Annotated in this window: 15 protein-coding genes and 1 pseudogene; 6 read left to right on the top strand and 10 right to left on the bottom strand. The window is 74.0% G+C overall.

The genetic code is table 11. From position 1 onward, the window contains the following. Positions 1-78 precede the first annotated feature (78 nt). Positions 79-645, bottom strand: a complete 567-nt coding sequence (locus tag IE217_RS20310; RefSeq protein ID WP_190179320.1) for a hypothetical protein — start codon at positions 643-645, stop codon at positions 79-81. Positions 646-746: 101 nt separating this feature from the next. Next, the gene (locus tag IE217_RS20305) at positions 747-3,332 is read right to left on the bottom strand and encodes a bifunctional FO biosynthesis protein CofGH (protein WP_190179319.1); all 2,586 of its coding nucleotides are present in this window, start codon (positions 3,330-3,332) and stop codon (positions 747-749) included. 113 nt (positions 3,333-3,445) lie between these two features. Here IE217_RS20305 and IE217_RS20300 point away from each other — a divergent pair, with 113 nt between their 5' ends. After that, positions 3,446-3,841 (top strand): nitroreductase/quinone reductase family protein, encoded by a 396-nt coding sequence (locus tag IE217_RS20300; RefSeq protein ID WP_190179318.1) that lies wholly within the window; start codon positions 3,446-3,448, stop codon positions 3,839-3,841. A 3-nt stretch (positions 3,842-3,844) separates the two neighbouring features. Here the strand turns inward: IE217_RS20300 and IE217_RS20295 are convergent, their stop codons facing one another. The 6 genes and pseudogenes from IE217_RS20295 to IE217_RS20270 form a co-directional block, all read right to left on the bottom strand. After that, entirely contained in the window at positions 3,845-5,296 is a 1,452-nt protein-coding gene (locus tag IE217_RS20295; protein WP_190179317.1) for an aldehyde dehydrogenase family protein, read from the bottom strand. Then, positions 5,293-7,038 (bottom strand): annotated as a pseudogene (locus IE217_RS20290) (N-acyl-D-amino-acid deacylase family protein); the annotation flags it as partial. The pseudogene IE217_RS20290 and the gene IE217_RS20295, both read right to left, overlap by 4 nt. 25 nt (positions 7,039-7,063) lie before the next feature. Beyond that, entirely contained in the window at positions 7,064-8,182 is a 1,119-nt protein-coding gene (locus IE217_RS20285) for an LLM class flavin-dependent oxidoreductase (protein WP_190179315.1), read from the bottom strand. A gap of 120 nt (positions 8,183-8,302) precedes the next feature. Beyond that, on the bottom strand, positions 8,303-9,073 hold the full coding sequence (locus IE217_RS20280) for an SDR family NAD(P)-dependent oxidoreductase (RefSeq protein ID WP_190179314.1): 771 nt from the start codon (positions 9,071-9,073) through the stop codon (positions 8,303-8,305). Between the two features lie 8 nt (positions 9,074-9,081). Then, positions 9,082-9,990, bottom strand: coding sequence for an LLM class F420-dependent oxidoreductase (locus tag IE217_RS20275; protein WP_190179313.1), 909 nt, complete (start codon positions 9,988-9,990; stop codon positions 9,082-9,084). A 62-nt stretch (positions 9,991-10,052) separates the two neighbouring features. Further along, the gene (locus IE217_RS20270; protein WP_190179312.1) at positions 10,053-11,312 is read right to left on the bottom strand and encodes an amidohydrolase family protein; all 1,260 of its coding nucleotides are present in this window, start codon (positions 11,310-11,312) and stop codon (positions 10,053-10,055) included. Between the two features lie 208 nt (positions 11,313-11,520). On the opposite strand from IE217_RS20270, the gene afsR reads away from it, so the two are divergent. Beyond that, positions 11,521-14,514, top strand: coding sequence for an SARP-family global regulator AfsR (afsR, locus tag IE217_RS20265; RefSeq protein ID WP_190179311.1), 2,994 nt, complete (start codon positions 11,521-11,523; stop codon positions 14,512-14,514). Between the two features lie 240 nt (positions 14,515-14,754). After that, positions 14,755-14,943 (top strand): hypothetical protein, encoded by a 189-nt coding sequence (locus IE217_RS20260; protein ID WP_190179310.1) that lies wholly within the window; start codon positions 14,755-14,757, stop codon positions 14,941-14,943. Between the two features lie 67 nt (positions 14,944-15,010). On the opposite strand, the gene IE217_RS20255 is transcribed toward IE217_RS20260, so the two are convergent. Beyond that, positions 15,011-16,612 (bottom strand): FadD3 family acyl-CoA ligase, encoded by a 1,602-nt coding sequence (locus tag IE217_RS20255; RefSeq protein ID WP_190179309.1) that lies wholly within the window; start codon positions 16,610-16,612, stop codon positions 15,011-15,013. 110 nt (positions 16,613-16,722) lie between these two features. Between IE217_RS20255 and IE217_RS20250 the strand changes: the two genes are divergently transcribed. Genes IE217_RS20250 through IE217_RS20240 form a run of 3 tightly spaced genes read left to right on the top strand, consistent with a single transcriptional unit; the run spans position 16,723 to position 19,074 of the window. Beyond that, a complete protein-coding gene (locus IE217_RS20250) occupies positions 16,723-17,877 on the top strand; it encodes a lipid-transfer protein (RefSeq protein ID WP_190179308.1) in 1,155 nt (384 codons plus the stop codon). 10 nt (positions 17,878-17,887) lie between these two features. After that, positions 17,888-18,304, top strand: coding sequence for a Zn-ribbon domain-containing OB-fold protein (locus IE217_RS20245; RefSeq protein ID WP_190179307.1), 417 nt, complete (start codon positions 17,888-17,890; stop codon positions 18,302-18,304). Continuing rightward, the gene (locus tag IE217_RS20240; protein ID WP_190179306.1) at positions 18,301-19,074 is read left to right on the top strand and encodes an enoyl-CoA hydratase/isomerase family protein; all 774 of its coding nucleotides are present in this window, start codon (positions 18,301-18,303) and stop codon (positions 19,072-19,074) included. The genes IE217_RS20245 and IE217_RS20240 overlap by 4 nt, the downstream gene beginning before the upstream one ends. Positions 19,075-19,122: 48 nt before the next feature. On the opposite strand, the gene IE217_RS20235 is transcribed toward IE217_RS20240, so the two are convergent. Continuing rightward, positions 19,123-19,674, bottom strand: coding sequence for a hypothetical protein (locus IE217_RS20235; RefSeq protein WP_190179305.1), 552 nt, complete (start codon positions 19,672-19,674; stop codon positions 19,123-19,125). Positions 19,675-19,761 lie beyond the last annotated feature (87 nt).

Here is a 19,761-nt window from a genome sequence, read left to right as displayed (position 1 = left end):
ACGTACGACGCCCAGCACTGTAATCGAACGGGGACGGTGCGTTGAGGGGACGGATCCCGGCGGATCCGCGCGAAAGCCCTATTTCACCACCACGACCTTGGTGGCCGCCGAGCCGAACGTCCACAGGGCCGCGCCGTCCTGTTTGGCCATGCGGATGCCCGACGTCTGCTTGCCCGGCGCGGCGGGAGGCGGCGAGGCGCCGTCGACGGCGTTGGAGAAGGCCACCGACAGGCCGGACTTGGCGGCGAAGTAGAGGATGTGCTCGATCCGGACACCGTCCGAGCCGATGACGGAGTCCTTGCGCAGCGAGACCTTGTACGTGCCCGGGTCGGGGCTGACCGTGCCCGGCCACACCGGGAAAGTGCGGGTGGGCTTGTCCGACTCGTCCACCAGCCACACCCTCTTCGCGCCGAGCGCGTACACGATCCGGCGGCCCGTCCCCGAGGCGGACGGCAGCGCGGGCGGAGCCGAGTGCTTCGGGGCGGCCGAGGGGTGCGCGCTCGCCGGCGCCGAGGTCCTGGCGTGGGCGGCCGCGGCCGCCGGGTGCGGGCCCTGGTCCGCCTGTACGGCAAGGACGGCCACCGCCACGACCGCCGACGCGGTCAGGCCGCTGACCCAGGCCCACGAAGGTATTCGGGCCGGCATGGGCACGCATCTCCTCGGCTGCTGCTGTGCGGCCCCCGGGTCGGGACCGGCCCGCGTGTCGGGGCCGGATCATCGTACTGTGGGCCGCCCGGCGCCCCGGCTCAGTCCAGGACCGGGAGCAGGTCGGGCAGGTGGCCGTCCGAGGCGGCCGCCGCGCGCCGGCGCTCCTCGGGGACCTCGCCGTAGAGCGTGGTGCGCGGTTTCGCGGGGCGGCCGGCCGCCTCCGCCACCGCGACCAGGTCCTTGACGGACTTGTACGAGCCGTAGGACGAGCCCGCCATGCGGGAGATCGTCTCCTCCATCAGGGTGCCGCCGAGGTCGTTCGCGCCGGAGCGGAGCATCTCGGCCGCACCCTCGGCGCCCAGTTTGACCCAGCTCGTCTGGATGTTGGGGATGTGCGGGTGCAGGAGCAGCCGGGCCATCGCGGTGACCGCCCTGTTGTCCCGCATGGTCGGGCCGGGCCGGGCGATGCCCGCGAGGTACACCGGGGCGTTGGTGTGGACGAAGGGCAGGGTGACGAACTCCGTGAAGCCGCCCGTGCGCTGCTGGACGCCGGCGAGGGTGCGCAGGTGGCCCAGCCAGTGGCGGGGCTGGTCGACGTGGCCGTACATCATCGTGGAGGAAGAGCGGATGCCCAGCTCGTGGGCCGTCTCGATCACCTCGATCCAGGTCGCCGCGGGCAGCTTGCCCTTGGTGAGGATCCAGCGGACCTCGTCGTCGAGGATCTCGGCGGCGGTGCCGGGGACGGTGTCCAGACCGGCCTCCTTCGCGGCGGTCAGCCACTCCCGGATCGGCATGCCGGTGCGGGCCGCACCGTTGACGACCTCCATCGGCGAGAAGGCGTGCACGTGCATGCCGGGCACGCGCTCCTTGACGGCCCTGGCGATGTCGAAGTACGCGGTGCCCGGCAGGTCGGGGTGGATGCCGCCCTGCATGCAGACCTCCACCGCGCCGACGTCCCAGGCCTGCTGGGCGCGGTCGGCGACCTGCTCCAGGGAGAGGGTGTAGGCGTCGGCGTCGGTGCGGCGCTGCGCGAAGGCGCAGAAGCGGCAGCCGGTGTAGCAGACGTTGGTGAAGTTGATGTTCCTGGTGACGATGTACGTGACGTCCTCACCGACCGCCGACTTCCGTACGTCGTCCGCCACTTGGCACAGGGCGTCCAGGGCGGGGCCGTCCGCGTGCAGCAGGGCGAGGGCCTCGTCGTCGGTGAGCCGCGTCGGGTCGTCGGCCGCGGTGCGCAGGGCCTGGCGTACGTCGGTGTCGATGCGCTCGGGCGCCATGCCGGGGGCGGCGGCCTCGCGCAGGGCGGACCAGTCGCCGTAGACCTCGTCGAAGTCGGTGCGGCGGTCGCCGGTGCGGCCCTCGGTGTCGATGGACGCGTGCAGGTCCGTGCGGCCCGTCGAGGTGAAGGCCTCCTCCGGTTCCTGCCAGGGGCGGCCCACCACGGGCGCGTCCTGGCGGGCCAGGCCCGTCGCGGGGTCGGCCAGGGCGCGGACGTGCGGGAGCAGGCGCGGGTCGAGCCAGGGCTCGCCGCGGCGGACGAACTCCGGGTAGACGCAGAGGCGTTCGCGCAGTTCGAAGCCGGCGGCGGCGGAGCGTTCGCGCAGGAGGTCGATCTGCGGCCAGGGGCGCTCGGGGTTGACGTGGTCGATGGTGAGCGGGGACACCCCGCCCCAGTCGTCGATGCCGGCGCCGATGAGGCGTTCGTACTCGGCGTCGACCAGGTTCGGCGGGGCCTGGAGGCAGGCGGAGGGGCCCATGATGTGGCGGGCGACGGCGACGGTGGCGATGAGGTCGTCGAGTTCGGCGTCCGGCATGCCGCGCATGGCCGTGTCCGGCTTGGCGCGGAAGTTCTGGATGATGAGTTCCTGGATGCCGTGGTGGGCCCGTGCGACCTTGCGCAGCGCGAACAGGGACTCGGCGCGCTCCTCGTGGGTCTCGCCGATGCCGATGAGGATGCCGGAGGTGAAGGGGACGGAGGAGCGGCCGGCGTCCTCCAGCACCCGCAGCCGTACGGCGGGTTCCTTGTCCGGGGAGCCGTGGTGGGGGCCGCCGGGCTCGGACCACAGGCGGGTGGCGGTGGTCTCCAGCATCATGCCCATGCTCGGCGCGACGGGCTTGAGGCGCTGGAAGTCCGTCCACGTCAGCACGCCCGGGTTGAGGTGGGGCAGCAGGCCGGTCTCCTCCAGGATGCGTACGGAGACGGCGCGGACGTAGGCGATGGTGTCGTCGTAGCCGTGCGCGTCGAGCCATTCGCGCGCCTCGGGCCAGCGGTCCTCGGGCTTGTCGCCGAGGGTGATGAGGGCTTCCTTGCAGCCGAGGGCGGCGCCCTTGCGGGCGATGTCCAGCACCTCGTCGGGGGACATGAACATCCCGTGCCCGGCGCGGCGCAGCTTGCCGGGGACGGTGACGAAGGTGCAGTAGTGGCACTTGTCCCGGCACAGCCGGGTCAGCGGAATGAAGACGCTCTTGGAGTAGGTGATGACGCCGGGCCGCCCGGCCGCCTCGAGGCCCGCGTCGCGCACCCGGGCGGCGGAGGCGGCGAGGTCGTCGAGGTCGTCGCCGCGGGCCTGGAGCAGCACGGCCGCCTCGGCGGTGTCGAGCGCGACGCCCTCCCGGGCACGCCTGAGCGCGCGACGCATGGAGTTCTCGGTGGGTCCGGTTCCGGAGGCCGCGGAAGTCGTCATCCCCTGAGCATACGATCGCCGTGATCAGCACCGGAGGGAGTCACCGGTTCCCACCCGTCCCCCACCCGACCCACAATGGGCGGTGACCGGACGCCGACGCAGGAGGCCCGCAGATGTCCCGCACCGCCGACCGCAAGCACCGGGCCGTCACGGCCCTCCAGCGCCATGTCGTCAATCCGGTGACGCGCCGGCTGCCGTTCCAGACGCTCCTGGAGACCACGGGCCGCACCTCCGGGCTGCCCCGCCGGACCCCCCTGGGCGGCCGGCGCACCGGCGACACCTTCTGGCTGGTGTCGGAGTTCGGCGAGCGTTCGCAGTACGTGCGCAACATCCGCGTCCACCCGGAGGTGCGGGTGCGCATCCGGGGCCGCTGGTACGCGGGCACCGCCCACATCCTGCCCGGCGACGACCCCGTGGCCCGGCTGCGCACCCTGCCCCGGTACAACAGCGCGGCGGTGCGGGCGCTGGGCACGGACCTGCTGACAGTGCGGGTGGACCTGCGGCGGTGAGCCTCAGCCCGGCCAGACGATCGACTGCACCTCGCTGTAGGCGTGCAGGGCGTACACGCCGACGTCACGGCCCACTCCGCTCTTCCTGAAGCCGCCGAAGGGCGCCTCCATGTTGCGGCCGACGGTGTTGACGCCGACGCCACCGGTGCGCAGCCGCCGGGCCACGCGGAAGGCGCGGGCCACGTCCGCCGACCAGACGTAGTCGATCAGGCCGTAGTCGCTGTCGCCGGCCAGGGCGACGCCCTCGTCCTCGTCGTCGAAGGGGACGACCGTCACCACCGGGCCGAAGATCTCCTCCCGGCACACCCGCATGTCGTTGGAGCAGTCGGCGAGGAGGGTGGGGGCGACGTAGAACCCCCGCTCCTGCGGGGGGCGTTCGCCGCCGGTGACGACCACCGCGCCCTCCTTGCGGCCGAGTTCGACGTACGACTCGACGCGGTCGCGGTGGGCCGCCGAGATCACCGGGCCGACGACCGTCCCCGGCTCCCGGGGGTCTCCCACCGGCAACCGGCCGGCGTACCCGGCCAGTCGCCGCACCAGGCGGTCGTACACCCCGCGCTGCGCCAGCACCCGGGTCGGGGCGGTGCAGATCTGGCCGCTGTAGAAGGAGAAGGTGGTGCCGATGCCGGCGACCGCCGCGTCGACGTCCGCGTCGTCGAAGACGAGGGCCGCGCCCTTGCCGCCCAGCTCCATCAGGGTGCGTTTCATGTCCCTGCCGCACACCTCGGCGATGCGCCGGCCGACGGCGGTGGAGCCGGTGAAGCTCACCATGTCGACGTCCGGGCTCCCCACGACCGCCTCGCCGACCGCGACCGACCGCCCCGACACCACGTTGACCACTCCGGGCGGCACGCCCGCCGCCTGAAGGGCCTCGGCCATCCGGTAGACGGACAGCGGGTCCTGCGGGGCGGGTTTCACCACCACCGTGTTGCCCATCGCGAGCGCGGGCGCGATCTTCCCGGCCGGGTTGGCCCAGGGGTTGTTGTAGGAGGTGACGCAGGCGACGACGCCGACCGGCTGGCGCACCGCGAGCGCGCCCAGCACGGCCGCCGGGCCCATCGGCCCGGCCTCGTTGATCTGCGGCTCGACCGCCCACTGGGCCGGCTCCACGCGCGCGTACCGGCGGAAGCGGGCCGCGGCCACGCCGACCTGCATCGCGCGCGCGGTCGCCGTGGTCGCGCCGGTCTCCGCCACCGCCAGTTCGGTGTACGGGCCCATGCCGGACCGGATGGCGCGGGCCGCCCGCGCGAGGATCTCCGCCCGCTCCTGAGGTGCCGTGCGCGACCACGGCCCGAACGCCTCGCGGGCCGCCGCGCAGGCCGCCCGCGCCTGCTCCGGGGAGGCCTCGGGCGCCAGGCCGACGACCGCCTCGGTCGCGGGGTCGACGACCTCGTAGTGGCCGCCGTCCGGCTCCACCCACTCCCCGCCCACGAACAGCCGTTGCGGCTCGCTCACCGGGTGCTCACCGTCCTGGTGTCCCGCCCCGAGCGCAGCACCCTGCCGGGCACGGCGCCGGTCACCTCGTCGTCGCGGATGGCCTCGACACCGTTGACCCAGACCGCGCGCACGCCCAGCGCCCTGGAGTCCAGCCGCGGGCTGTCGCCGGGCAGGTCGTGCACCAGGGTGGCCGGGCCCGCGTCGATCCGCTCCGGGTCGAACAGGACCAGGTCGGCGTGCCAGCCCTGCTGGATCCGGCCGCGCTCGCGCAGCCCGAACAGCCGCGCCGGCTCGTCGGTGAGCATCCGCACGGCCTGCTCCAGCGTGGCGAGCCGGCGGCCGCGCAGGCAGTCGCCGAGGAAGCGGGTGGTGTACGGCGCCCCGCACATGCGGTCCAGGTGGGCGCCGGCGTCGGAGCCGCCGAGCAGGACGTCCTCGTGCTGCCAGGTCTGCGCGCGCAGGGACCAGGACGCGGGGTCGTTGTCGGTGGGCATGGGCCACAGGACCGTACGCAGGTCGTCGGCCGCGCAGATGTCCACCAGGCAGGCGAAGGGGTCCTGGCCGCGTTCGCGGGCGATGTCGCGGACCACGCGGCCGGTCAGTCCGTCGTTGCGGGCGCTGTAGGTGTCCCCGATGACGTACCGCCCGAAGTCCGCGAGCCGCCGGAAGACGCCCGCCTCCTTGGAGCGGGCCCGCCGCAGCATCTCCTCGCGCACCTGTGGATCGCGCAGCCTGGTGACGCGCTCGGGCAGGGGCAGGCCCAGGATGTCGCCCCAGCCGGGGATGAGGTTGAGCGCGCAGAACGTGCCGAGCGACATGTTCATCGGGGTGAGGATCGGCATGGTGAGGGCCACCACCCGGCCGCCCGCCTTGCGGGCGCGTTCGCTGGCCAGGAGCTGGCGGGGCACGCGTTCGGGGACGGAGGCGTCGACGGTGAGGACGTTCCAGTTCAGGGGGCGTCCGGCCGCCGCGCTCAGCTCCGCCAGCAGGTCGATCTCGGCGTCGCTGAACTGGTCCAGGCAGCCGGCGACGATCGCCTCGATCTGGGTGCCCTCGTGCTCGCCCACCGCGCGGGACAGGGCGAGCAGTTCGGCGGGGCGGGCGTGGCGGGAGGCCACCGGCCGGCCGTCGCCGTCGGAGTGGGTGGCGGACTGGGTGGTGGACAGGCCCCAGGCGCCCGCGTCCATCGCCTCGTGGAAGAGGGCGAGCATCTGGTCCAGTTGCTCGGATGTGGGCTGCCCGCCGACCGCCTCGGGTCCCATCACGTACCGGCGCAGCGCGCAGTGGCCCGCCATGAAGCCCGCGTTGACCGCGATGCGGCCCTCCAGCGCGTCCAGGTACTCGCCGAAGGAGTGCCAGTTCCAGGGCGCGCCCTCCTCGAGCGCGACCAGGGACATGCCCTCCACCCTGGACATCATCCGCCGGGTGTAGTCGGCGTCCTCCGGGCGGCCCGGGTTCAGGGGCGCGAGGGTGAAGCCGCAGTTGCCGGCCGCGACGGTGGTCACCCCGTGGTTGAGGGACGGGGTGGCGTAGGGGTCCCAGAACAGCTGGGCGTCGTAGTGGGTGTGCGGGTCGACGAAGCCGGGGGCGAGGACGAGTCCGGCCGCGTCCGTCCGCGTGCGGGCCGGTTCGGTGACCGTGCCGAGGGCGGCGATCCGGCCGTCGCGCACCCCCAGGTCCGCGGTGTACGCGGGCGCGCCCGTGCCGTCGACGACGGTCGCGCCCTTGATCACGTGGTCGAGCATGTCCCCTGCGCCCTCCTTCGCGCCCTCCTCCTGGGCCGCTTCACGCCGCCTGGCGGAAGCGGGTCGTGCGGTGCACCGGGTCGGTGTCGATCTTCGGCACGACGTGCTCGCCGATGAGCCGGATGGTCTGGAGGGTCTCCTCCTTCGGCACCCCGACCGGCAGCCCGAAGCTGAGCTGGTCGGCGCCCGCCTGCTCCCAGCGCTTGCACTGCCGCAGCACCTCGTCGGGGTCGCCGCAGATCAGCAGCTCCTCCTCGATCAGCACCTCCACGAACTCCGCCGTGTACTCGGGCAGCGTCTCGGGCCAGACGGGGAAGCCCTCGGGGCGGGGGAAGGTGTCGTGGTAGCGGAAGACGAGGGAGGGCAGGTAGTGCAGTCCGCCGTTCACCGCGATCTGGATGGCCTCGTCGTGGGTGGGGGCGCAGATGGCGGTGGTGGTCACCATGACGTTGTCGTTGACGAAGTCGCCGACCGGTTCGGCGTCCACGACCGCCGTCTTGTACTGCTCCAGCACCCACTCCATGTCGGAGACCTTCTGGATGCTGAAGCCGAGCACGCCGAGCCCCTTGCGCGCGGCCATGGCGTACGAGGGCGGGGACCCGGCCGCGTACCACATCGCCGGGTGGGACCTGCCGTACGGCTTGGGCAGGACCTTGCGCGGCGGCAGCTGCCAGTGCTTGCCCTGGAAGCCCTGGTACTCGTCCTGGAGCCACATCTTGGGGAACTCGGCGATCGTCTCCTCCCAGATCTCCTTGGTGTGGTTCATGTCGGTGATGCCGGGGAGGAAGCCGAGGATCTCGTGCGAGCCGGCGCCGCGTCCGCTGCCGAACTCGAAGCGGCCCTCGCTGAGGTGGTCGAGCATGGCGACCTTCTCGGCCACCTTCACGGGGTGGTTGACCTGGGCGAGCGGGTTGAAGATCCCGGAGCCGAGGTGGATGCGCTCGGTGGCGTGGGCGAGGTAGCCGAGGAAGACGTCGTTGGCGGAGAGGTGGGAGTACTCCTCCAGGAAGTGGTGCTCGGAGGCCCAGGCGTACTTGAAGCCGGAGCGGTCCGCCTGGATGACGTACTCGGTCTCCTCCATCAGTGCCTTGTGCTCGGCGAGCGGGTCGGTCTCGGCGCGCTTGCCCACGTATCCCTGTACGAAGAGCCCGAATTCCAAGGCGGTTCACCCTCCCCAGTTCCCAGTTGCACGTTTCTGACGGACCGTCAGTTTCGTTCGTTGGCCGACTGTGACACCGGGCGCGCGGACCGTCAATAGCGGACGGCCGGCGGCCGGCGCTCAGACCACCGTGACCCCGGCCAGCCAGCCGCCGTCGATCACGAAGGGCTGACCGGTGATGTACGAGGAGTCGGCGCAGGTCAGGAAGAGGGCGAGCCGGGCCACCTCCTCGGGCCTGCCGATCCGCCCCAGCGGCACGAGCCGGCGGTAGAGCTGGTCCAGGGCCCGGCTCGTCTCCTCGGCGTCCGCGTCCGGGTCCAGCCGGGCCGGGTTGGACATCGGGGTGTCGATCGCGCCCGGGCAGACGGCGTTGACCCGGATCCGGCGCGGAGCGAGCTCCAGGGCGGCGACCCGGGTGAGCCCGAGGATCGCGTGCTTGGTCGCCGCGTAGGCGCCCACGGCCGCCATGCCCGTGATGGCCGTGTAGGAGGCGGTGTTGACGATCGTGCCCCCGTCCTCCATCTCGGGCGCCACGCTCCTGATCCCGAGGAAGCAGCCCACCTGGTTGACCTGCACCACCTGGAGGAACTCCTCCAGAGGCGTGTCCACCAGGGAGTTGAAGCGCAGGATGCCGGCGTTGTTGACGAGCCCGTCCACGCGGCCGTACGCGCCCTTGACCGCCCGCACGGCCGAGCGCCAGTCGTCCTCGCGGCCCACGTCGAGGTGGACGTAGAGCGCCCCGATCTCCTTGGCCAGGGCCTCGCCCCGGTCGTCGAGCACGTCGGCCACTGCCACGCGCGCGCCCTCGGCGGCGAACAGCCTGGCCTCCTGCTCCCCCTGCCCGCGCGCCGCGCCGGTGACGATCACGACACGGCCGTCCAGCTTGCCCATGGCTCTCCTCAGTCGAGACAGGGGGCGACCTCGGCCCCGAACGCGGATATCTGGTCGGTGAGTTCGGTGCGGCTGCGGCTGCGGAAGCGCACCTGGATCCGGTGCACGCCCATCGCGCGGTAGGCGCGCAGGGACTCGGCGAGCGCCTCCGGCGTCCCGGTGAGGGTGCGGTGCCCGACGTCCCAGGCGGGCGTGCCGACGTGGAGGGGCTCGGTGATCGCGCCGATCACGAAGGGCTGTCCCGAGATCCCCGCCTTCTCGCGGAGCTCGCGGATGCGGGCGATCTGCGCGGGCAGCCGGTCGCGCGGGTCGCCCTGCGGCAGCCAGCCGTCGCCCTTGAGCGCTGCCCGGCGCACGGCGGCGGGCGAGGAGCCGCCCACCCACAGGGGTACGGCGCCCTGCGCGGGCCGGGGGCGCTGGCCGAGGCCCTCGAAGCGGTGGAACTCGCCGTGGTGGGAGGGGAACTCCTCGGGGCCGAGGGCGGCCCGCAGCGCGTCGACGCACTCGTCGAGCAGCGCGCCGCGCCGGGCGAAGTCCACGCCCAGCGCCTCGAACTCCTCGCGTACGTGTCCGGCGCCCACGCCGAGGATGAGGCGCCCGCCGGAGAGGTGGTCGACGGTGGCGTACTGCTTGGCGGTGATCAGCGGGTGGCGCAGCCCGACCACCGCGACATGGCTGAGCAGCCGGACGCGCTCGGTGACGGCCGCGAGGTGGGCGAGGGTGGCGACCGGGTCGTACCAGACCGTGCTCATCGCGGCGGCGAGCCGGCGCGGAATGGCCACGTGGTCGCAGCTCGCCAGGTAGTCGAAGCCCGCCCGCTCGGCGGTCCGGGCGATCTCCACCAGGTCCTCCGGGCCCGCGGCCGCCTCCCAGGGTTCGGCGTAGAGCGTGGACTGGGACTGGACGGGCAGCTGCATGCCGTAACGGAGGGGCCCGGCGGCGTGTCCGGCGGTGAGGCCGGCGGTGGGCCCGGCGGTCGTCACCGGGCACCGCCGGGCCACAGGCCGTCGTCGGTCAGGCCGAGGAGACCGATGGCGTTGCCCCGCACGATCCGCTCGACCACGTCCGGGGCGAGGTGGCCCATCTGGGCCTCGCCGATCTCACGGGACTTCGGCCAGGTGGAGTCGGAGTGGGGGTAGTCGGTCTCGTACAGGACGTTGCCCGCGCCGATCGCGTCCAGGTTGCGCAGGCCGAAGGCGTCGTCGAAGAAGCAGCCGTAGACGTGCTCGGCGAACAGCTCGGACGGCGGGCGGTGGACCTTGCCCGCCACCCCGCCCCAGCCGCGGTTCTCCTCCCAGACCACGTCGGCGCGCTCCAGGATGTACGGGATCCAGCCGATCTGGCCCTCGGCGTACATCACCTTCAGGCCGGGGAAGCGCTCGAACTTGCCGCTCATCAGCCAGTCGACCATGGAGAAGCAGCAGTTGGCGAAGGTGATGGTGGAACCCACGGCGGGCGGGGCGTCCTTGGAGGTGCTGGGCATGCGGCTGCTGGAGCCGATGTGCATGGCGACGACGGTCCCGGTCTCGGCGCAGGCGGCGAGGAAGGGGTCCCAGTCGTCGGTGTGCACCGAGGGCAGGCCCAGGTGCGGGGGTATCTCGGAGAAGGCGACGGCGCGGACCCCGCGCTCGGCGTTGCGCCGGACCTCGGCGGCGGCGAGCCCGGCGTCCCACAGGGGGATGAGGGTCAGGGGTATGAGGCGTCCGTGCGCCTCGGGTCCGCACCACTCCTCCACCATCCAGTCGTTGTAGGCCCGCACGCACAGCAGGGCGAGGTCGCGGTCGGCGGCCTCGGTGAAGGTCTGGCCGCAAAAGCGCGGGAAGGTGGGGAAGCACAGGGCGGACTGGACGTGGTTGACGTCCATGTCGGCGAGGCGGTGCCCGACGTCGTACGAGCCCGGGCGCATCTGCTCGTAGGTGATGACCTCCAGCCTGATCTCGTCCCTGTCGTACCCGACGGCGGTGTCGAGGCGGGTGAGGGGGCGGCGCAGGTCCTCGTAGACCCACCAGTCGCCGAGCGGGCCCTCGTCGCCCAGGTCGCCCATGACCGGCTTGAAACGGCCGCCGAGGAAGGTCATCTCCTTCAGCGGGGCGCGGACGATGCGCGGGCCGGTGTCGCGGTGGCGGCGGGGCAGGCGGTCCCGCCAGACGTCCGGCGGCTCCACGGTGTGGTCGTCCACCGAGATGATCAGGGGAAACGCGCTGTCGTGCGCGTCCGCGGGGGTCTTCGTCGTCTCCATGGGCGTCACCGTAGCGCCGATCTGACGAACCGTCAGCTACCGCGCCGGGGCCGTACGGCGGTGACGTCCGCGCCCGCCGGTACGCGGGGCATGTGAGGGCTTTGTGAACTCCCGTGTGCCGCCGTGTGATCGGCGTCTCCGGCGGCTGACGCCCGCGGCCGGAACAAGGCAAACTGACGTGGTTGGTCGGAATGTCTAGGGGGACGGCATGGACGGTGTACCGCGGGACTCCGGCGCCGCGCCTGGTGGCCCGGACGGCGGGCCGCGAGTGCCGGAGCAGCGGCGTGCGGACTCCCCGGCGGAGCCGGACCGGCTGCGCTTCGGCGTGCTCGGCCCGGTGCGCGCCTGGCGGTGCGGTCAGCCGCTGCCCACCGGTTCCCCCCAGCAGCGGGCCCTGCTGGCCGCGCTGCTGCTGCGCGGGGGCCGTACGGCGACCGCGTCGGAGCTGATCGACGCCGTGTGGGGCGAGGAGCCGCCCTCGCAGGCGCTGGCGGCGCTGCGGACGTACGCCTCCCGGCTGCGCAAGGTCCTCGATCCGGGCGTGCTGGTCAGCGAGTCCGGCGGGTACGCGGTGCGCGGGCTGGGCGAGGGCGCGCTGGACCTCGCGGTCGCGCAGGAACTCGCGGCCGAGGGCGAGAAGGCGCGGTCGGCGGGGGACCTGTGCCACGCGCGCGAGGCGCTGGGGCGGGCGCTGGACCTGTGGGAGGGCGAGCCGCTGGCCGGGGTGCCGGGTCCCTACGCCGAGGCCCAGCGGGTGCGCCTCGAGGAATGGCGGCTCCAACTGCTGGAGTCCCGCCTCGAGATGGACCTGGAGCAGGGCTACCACGCGGAGGCGGTCTCCGAGCTGACCGCGCTGACGGCGGCCCATCCGCTGCGGGAGCGGCCGCGCGAGCTGCTGATGCTGGCCCTGTACCGCAGCGGCCGGCAGGCGGAGGCGCTGGCCGTCTACGCCGACACCCGCCGGCTGCTCGCCGACGAGCTGGGCGTGGACCCGCGGCCCGAGCTGCGCGAGCTCCAGCAGCGGATCCTGCGGGCCGACCCGGTGCTCGCCGAGCCGCCCTCTCCCGTGGCCGCGGCCCCGGTGGCGGCCGTCAGGCCCGCGCAACTGCCCGCCACCGTTCCCGACTTCACCGGGCGGGCGTCCTTCGTCGCCGAGCTGGGCGAGGTGCTGGCCTCGGCGGAGGGCCGCGTGATGGCGGTGTCCGCGCTCGCGGGCATCGGCGGGGTGGGCAAGACCACGCTCGCCGTGCACGTGGCCCACCGGGCACGGGCCGCCTTCCCGGACGGACAGCTCTACGCCGACCTCCAGGGCGCGGGGCCCAGGCCCGCGGAGCCGGAGACGGTGCTCGGCGCCTTCCTGCGCGCCCTCGGCACGGCGGACTCGGCGGTGCCGGACTCGCTGGAGGAGCGGGCGGCGCTGTACCGGTCGGTGCTGGACGGGCGCCGGGTGCTGGTGCTGCTGGACAACGCGCGGGACGCGGCGCAGATCAGGCCGCTGCTGCCGGGCACGGAGGGGTGCGCGGCGCTGGTGACCTCGCGGGTGCGGATGGTGGACCTCGCGGGCGCGCACCTGGTGGACCTGGACGTGATGTCGCCCGAGGAGGCGCTCGAGCTGTTCACGCGGATCGTCGGCGCCGAGCGGGTGGCCGGCGAGCGCGAGGCCGCTCTCGACGTGGTGGCGGCCTGCGGTTTCCTGCCGCTGGCCATCCGGATCGCGGCGTCCCGGCTCGCGGCCCGGCGCACCTGGACGGTGTCGGTGCTGGCGGCCAAGCTGGCCGACGAGCGGCGGCGGCTGGACGAGCTCCAGGCCGGCGACCTGGCGGTGAAGGCGACCTTCGAGCTGGGGTACGGGCAGCTGGAGTCCGCCCAGGCGCGCGCCTTCCGGCTGCTGGGCCTGGCCGACGGCCCGGACATCTCCCTGGCGGCCGCGGCGGCCGCGCTGGACCTGCCGGCGGACGACACCGAGGACCTGCTGGAGGCGCTGGTCGACACCTCGCTGCTGGAGTCGGCGGCGCCCGGCCGCTACCGCTTCCACGATCTGGTCCGGCTCTACGCGCGTGCATGCGCCGAGCGCGACGAACACCCGCCGAGCGAGCGGGACGCGGCGCTGTCGCGGCTGCTGGACTTCTACCTCGCCACCGCGGCACGGGTGTTCGCGATCGACCGGCCCGGGGACCGGCTGGTGGACCACCTGGAGGAGACCGGCGCGGTGGGGCTGGAGTTCGCCGACGGGCCGGCCGCGCAGGACTGGCTGTACTCGGAGGCCGTGCCGCTGCTGGCCTGCGTACGGCAGTCCTCCGGCGGCGCCGCGCTGCGGCGGGCGGTCGACCTGCTGTGGGCCGCGGTCGACCTCGCCGAGTCGGGGGCCAACGCGCGGGAGTACGAGGCCGCGGCGGCCGCCCTGCGTGATGCGGCCCGCGCCGCCGGGGACGCCCGCACGGAGGGGCGGGCCGTGCTCGTGCTGGCCAACGCCCGTCACTGGTCGGGGCAGTTCGACCAGGCGGACGAGGAGGCGCGGCAGGCGCTGGCGCTGTCGGAGGCGGCGGGCGATCCGCTGCCGTGCTGCTGGGCGGCGAACATCCTCGGCGCGTTCAACTTCTACCGGGGCCGGTTCGCCGAGGCGGAGGAGTACCTGGAGCGGGCCATCGCCGACTTCCGCGCCTGCGGCGACCTGTCCGGCGCGGCCGCCGCCCTGTGCAACCTCTCCCGGCTGCACCTGGAGACCGAGCGCGCCGACAGCGCGGTGCACCTCGCCCGGCAGGGCATGGAGATGTACGAGCAGCTCGGGCACTCCCTCAAGGCCGCCAACGGCCACTACGCGCTCGGCATGGCCCTCGCCAAGGGCGGCCGCCCCGCCGACGCCGGCGCCCACCTCGGCGAGGCGCTCCAGGTGTTCCGGGCCAGCAGGCAGCGGCTGTGGGAGGGCATGGCCCTGTTCCGCCTCGCCGAGGTCGACCTCCTGACCCGCCGCCCCGCCCAGGCCGCGGCCAACGCCGAGATGGCCCTGGCCTCCCTGCGGGGCATCGGCGGCGCCTGGCGCCGGGGCAACGTCCTCACCGTCCTCGGCAAGGCCCTCACCGCCCTGGGCCAGCGGGGCCGGGCGCAGGCCTGCTGGCGCGAGGCCCTGGAGATCTACCAGCAGCTCAACTCCCCGGAGGCGGCGGAGGTCCAGAACCTCCTGACACCGGCCGCGGCAGCCTGAGCCCCGGGGCGGGGCCAAGGGTTGGCGGGTGGGCTGTGTGGGGCGTTCATCGTTCGTTTATCGGCTCACGGCAGGGTGGTTGTCACCGGATCGTCGCGTCGGGGGGCAGGCGAAACGGTGGTGAGGTCGCCGCGCTCGCGATCTAGAGTGGCGACCGCAGTGGGCCCGTCCGGCCGCCCTCGGGGGAGTGGCCGGGCGGGCCCTCGACAACGCAGGCACATTTCAGGGGAGTTCATCACCATGAGCGACACCAGCAAGGACGAGCCGGCCGTCAGGCCGCTCAACACGCACATCACCGACGCCGAGGCGAACGCCGGAATCACGCCGCTCAACACGCACATCACGGACGTCGAGCAGGCCGCCGGCGACAGCGGCGACGGCGGCACCGTCACGCCGGACAACACCCACATCACGTCCGAGCCCAAGTAGGGGTGAGGGAGCGGGCGCCCGCGCGGGCCGCGGCGGATCCGGGGGGAACCGCCGCGGCCCGCGCCGTTCACGTCCGCCGCCGCAGCTCCCCCTTGACCACCTTGCCGCTCGCGTTGCGCGGCAGCAGCCGTACGAACTCCACCGACCTCGGCACCTTGTAGTTCGCCATCTCGCGGCGGGCCCAGGCGATCAGGTCGTCGGCCGTGAGGACGGCCCCCTCGCGGCGGACCACGTAGGCCCGGCCCACCTCGCCCAGCCTGGCGTCGGGGACGCCGATCACCGCCACGTCGGCCACGTCCGGGTGCAGGCCCAACTGCTGCTCTATCTCCGCCGGGTAGGCGTTGAAGCCGCCGACGACGTACATGTCCTTCACCCGGTCGGTGACCCGCAGATTGCCCGCCCCGTCCAGCACGCCCACGTCCCCGGTGCGCAGCCAGCCGTCCGGCGTGAGGACCTCGGCGGTGGCCGGCTCGTCCTCGTAGTAGCCGCGCATGACGTTGAAGCCGCGCACCAGGATCTCGCCCGGCTCGCCCGCCGGGACCGGGGAGCCGGAGGCGTCCACCACCCGCACCTCGGTGCCGGGGATCGCCCGGCCCGAGGTCGAGGCGATCACGCGGGGCGCGTCCCCGCGCCGGCACATCGTGACGATGCCGCTCGCCTCCGACAGCCCGTACGCCGTCAGCACCGTCTCCACGCCCAGTTCCCCGCGCAGCCGCTCGACCAGCCGCAGCGGCACCACCGCCGCACCGGTCACCACCAGCCGCAGCGCCGACAGGTCGTGCGCGTCCCGCGCCGGATGGTCCAGGATCGACTGGTGCACGGTCGGCGGCCCGGGCAGCACCGACACCCGTTCCGCCGCCACGTTCGCCAGCACCGCCGCCGCGTCGAACACCGGCTGCGGGATCATCGTCGCGCCCCGCATCAGGCAGGCGATCACGCCCGCCTTGTAGCCGAAGGTGTGGAAGAAGGGGTTCACGATCAGATAGCGGTCGCCGTGCCGCAGTCCCGCGAGGTCGCTCCAGATCTCGTACGCCCGCAGCGTCTGCGCGTGCGTGATCACCGCGCCCTTGGGCCGGCCGGTCGTGCCCGAGGTGAAGACGATGTCCGAGGGCATGTCCCCGGTCACCGACCCGGCCCGCTCCCGCACCCGCGCCGCGCTCACCGCGTCCCCGCCCGCCAGGAACTCCTTCCAAGTGCGGAAGTCGGCCGGGGCGTCGTCCGAGAGCACCACCACCTCCTGAAGCGCGGGCAGCCCCGGCAGCGGCCCCTCGCCGGGCCCCTCCCCCGCCGCCCTGCGCAGCGAGGCGACGTAGGAGGTGCCGAGGAAGGTGCCGGTCACGAACAGCAGCCGCGCCCCGCCGCGCCGCAGCACGTACGCGGCCTCCCGGCCCTTGAAGCGGGTGTTCAGCGGCACGAGCACCGCGCCCGCCGACACCGCGCCCAGGGCCGCGACCGTCCAGTCCAGCGAGTTCGGGGCCCAGATCGCGACCCGGTCGCCGGCCCCGACCCCGCGCGCCAGGCAGGCCGCCGCCGCCCGCTCCACCCGCGCGCCGAGCTCCGCGTACGAGACGCGGGTACGGCCCTCCACCACCGCCTCGGTGTCCCCGTACCGCCGGGCCGCCGCACGGACCAGCCCGGGGATGCTGCCCCACTCCTCGTCACCGCGCACCGCCGGCCTCCCGAACGCGACGAAACCCGTACCTGACTGACCGTCAGATTAACGGTAACCTGACGGCCTGTCAGCAGCGGCGGACGCAGCCGGCCAGCGGAGGTGCGCGCATGCCAGGACCCGGTCTCAAGGACGCCACGGCCATCGTCGGAATCGGGCAGACGCCCTTCGCCAGACGCCTCCCGGAGGACGAACGCACCCTCGCCTGCCGGGCCGTGCTCGCCGCCCTGGACGACGCCGGCATGGCCCCCGGCGAGGTCGACGCCCTCGCCTCCTACACCATGGAGGAGACCGACGAGGTGGAGCTGGCCAAGGCCCTCGGCCTCGGCGATCTCACCTTCTTCAGCAAGGCGGGCTACGGCGGCGGGGGTTCGTGCGCGACCGTCGCCCACCTCGCCACCGCGATCGCCGCCGGCCAGGCCACCGTCGGCGTCGCCTGGCGCTCCCGCAAACGCGGCAGCGGGCCCCGCCCCTGGACCGGCGCCACCGCGCAACTGCCCACGCCCGCCCAGTGGACGCGCCCCTTCGGCCTGCTGCGGCCCGTCGACGAGATCGCCGTCCTCGCCCGGCGCTACATGCACGAGTACGGCGCCACCCGCGACCACCTGTTCAACGTCGCCCTCGCGTGCCGCAACCGCGCCAACCAGAACCCGGCCGCGATCATGTACGACCGCCCGCTCACCCGCGAGATGTACATGACCTCCCGGTGGATCAGCGAACCCCTCTGCCTCTACGACAACTGCCTGGAGACGGACGGCGCGCTGGCCTGCGTGGTGGTGAGCCGCGAGCGCGCCCGCGACTGCCGGCACCGCCCCGTCCTCGTCCACGCGGCCGCCCAGGGCCTGCCCGCCCAGCACCACGGCATGGTCAACTACTGGAACGACGACCCGCTCAGCGGCCCCTCCTGGGCCGCCGCCCGCCACCTGTGGAAGCACGCCGACCTCACCCCGGCGGACGTGGACGTGGCGCAGATCTACGACGCGTTCACCCCCCTCGTGCCGCTCTCCCTGGAGGGCTACGGCTTCTGCGGCCGGGGAGAGGGCGGGGCGTTCACCGAGGGCGGCGCCCTGGAGACCGGCGGACGGCTCCCCCTCAACACCGCGGGCGGCGGGCTCTCGGAGGCCTACGTCCACGGCTTCAACCTCATCACCGAGGGCGTGAGGCAACTGCGCGGCACCAGCACCGCCCAGGTCCCGGGCGCCGCCGCCTGCCTGGTCACGGCCGGCGAGTGCGTCCCCACCTCCGCCCTGCTGCTGACGAACTGAGGAGACCGGCATGCTCGAACCCGTCACCGACGCCGACGGCGCCCCCTTCTGGCAGTACGCCGCCCAGGGCGAACTGCGCGTGCAGGCCTGCGCCGACTGCGGCGAGGTCCGCTTCCCGCCACGCCCCTGCTGCCCGCACTGCCGGTCCTTCGCGAGCGAGTGGCGCGCGGCCTCGGGGCGCGGCCGGATCTGGTCCTGGGCCGTGCCGCATCCGCCGCTGCTGCCGGACTACGCCGAGCAGGCGCCGTACAACGTGGTCGTCGTCGAACTCGCCGACCACCCGCGCATCCGGCTCGTCGGCAACGTCGTCAGCGAGGTGGGCGCGCGGCTCGACTCGGTGCCCCCGCAGCGCCTCGGGATAGGCGCCCGGGTGACGGCCGTCTTCGACGCGTCCGGCCGGCCGCAGTGGGTCCTGGAGCGCCCGTGAGCCTCGGCGTCCGCACCGACGAGGAGTCCGGCGTCGCCGTCGTCACCCTGGACCGGCCGGACCGGCTCAACGCGATCGACCTCGCCCTCGCCACCGAACTCACCGACTGCTGGCGGGCGTTGCGCTTCGACGACTCCGTACGGGCCGTCGTGCTCACCGGGGCCGGCGAGCGGGCGTTCTGCACGGGCGTCGACCGGGACGCGGTGGTGCCGCAGCCCGCCTCCCCGTACATGCTCGACGACCCGCTGCTGCGGATCGGGCCCAAGGCGAACGACCTGTGGAAGCCGGTCATAGCCGCCGTGCGCGGAATGGCCTGCGGGGGCGCCTTCTACCTGCTGGGCGAGAGCGACTTCGTCGTCGCCGACACCACCGCCGCCTTCTTCGACCCGCACACCACTTACGGCATGGTCAGCGCCTACGAGTCCGTGCTGGCGGCCGGGCGGATGCCCTACGGGGAGGCCGCGCGGATGATGCTCATGGGGACGGCGGAGCGGATCTCCGCCCACCGCGCCCACCAGATCGGGCTGGTCTCCGAACTGACCGAGCCCGGCGGGGCGCTGGCGGCCGCCGTGCGCTGCGCGACCGTCGTCGCCGGGTATCCGGCACAGGCGGTGCAGGGGACGGTACGGGCGCTGTGGGCGGCCGGGGAGGCCGCACGCGCGCAGGCCTACGCGCAGGCGCCGCACCTGATCGCGCTCGGCAACCTGCCGCCCGCGCGGCAGGCGGAGCTGTTCGCGGGGCGGCGGGGCGGGGACTTCCGGGTGCGCTGAGACACCGGGTGCGCTGAGCCACCGCCGGTCCCCCGTCGACGGCGGCCCTCAGCCGACGGCGGCCGCCGTGGGCGCGACCTCGCAGTGGCCGAGCCGGGCGAGGACGCCGGGATCCGCCTCCACCCGCAGGGTCGCGGCCGCCTTCGCGGCCACCTTGGTCACCTCGTAGCGGTGGCCGAGTTCGGCGCCGTCCCGGCCCAGGAAGGTGACCTGGACGCCGAACGACCCGGTGCGGTCATTGGGGTTGCGCACCTCGGCGGTCGTGTACGGCTTCTGGGCGGTGGCGCAGCTCACCAGCCGGGCGGACGCGTCCTGGAGCGGGCGCGCGGTGCCCCGGCCGCCGGAGGGCGTCGCGGTCGCGCGGTACGCGGGCCGGCTGCGGTACGTGCCGCCCGTACCCGAACCGCCCGTGGACGACCCGCGGGACGACGTGGAGGTGTCGTGGTCCTGGCGGGAGTTGCTGCATCCGCCCCCACCGCTCCCGCTCCCGCCCCCGCCTCGGTGCCTGCTGTGCGAGTGCCCGCGCGAGAAACCGGTGAGTGCGAGCACCACCACCGCCAGCACCGCCGTGAACCTGACCCTGCGCCCCCATGTCTTCACGCCGGTCACCCTATCGGCGCAGCGGGCGGGCCGCCGGGCTCCTGTGGCGAGGGGCGCGCACGAACGGTAGCGTCTTGGGTGCGAGCG

It is taken from the genome of Streptomyces naganishii JCM 4654 (assembly GCF_014650575.1).
Lineage (GTDB): Bacteria > Actinomycetota > Actinomycetes > Streptomycetales > Streptomycetaceae > Streptomyces > Streptomyces naganishii.
This window is presented reverse-complemented; position numbering and strand designations above follow the sequence as displayed.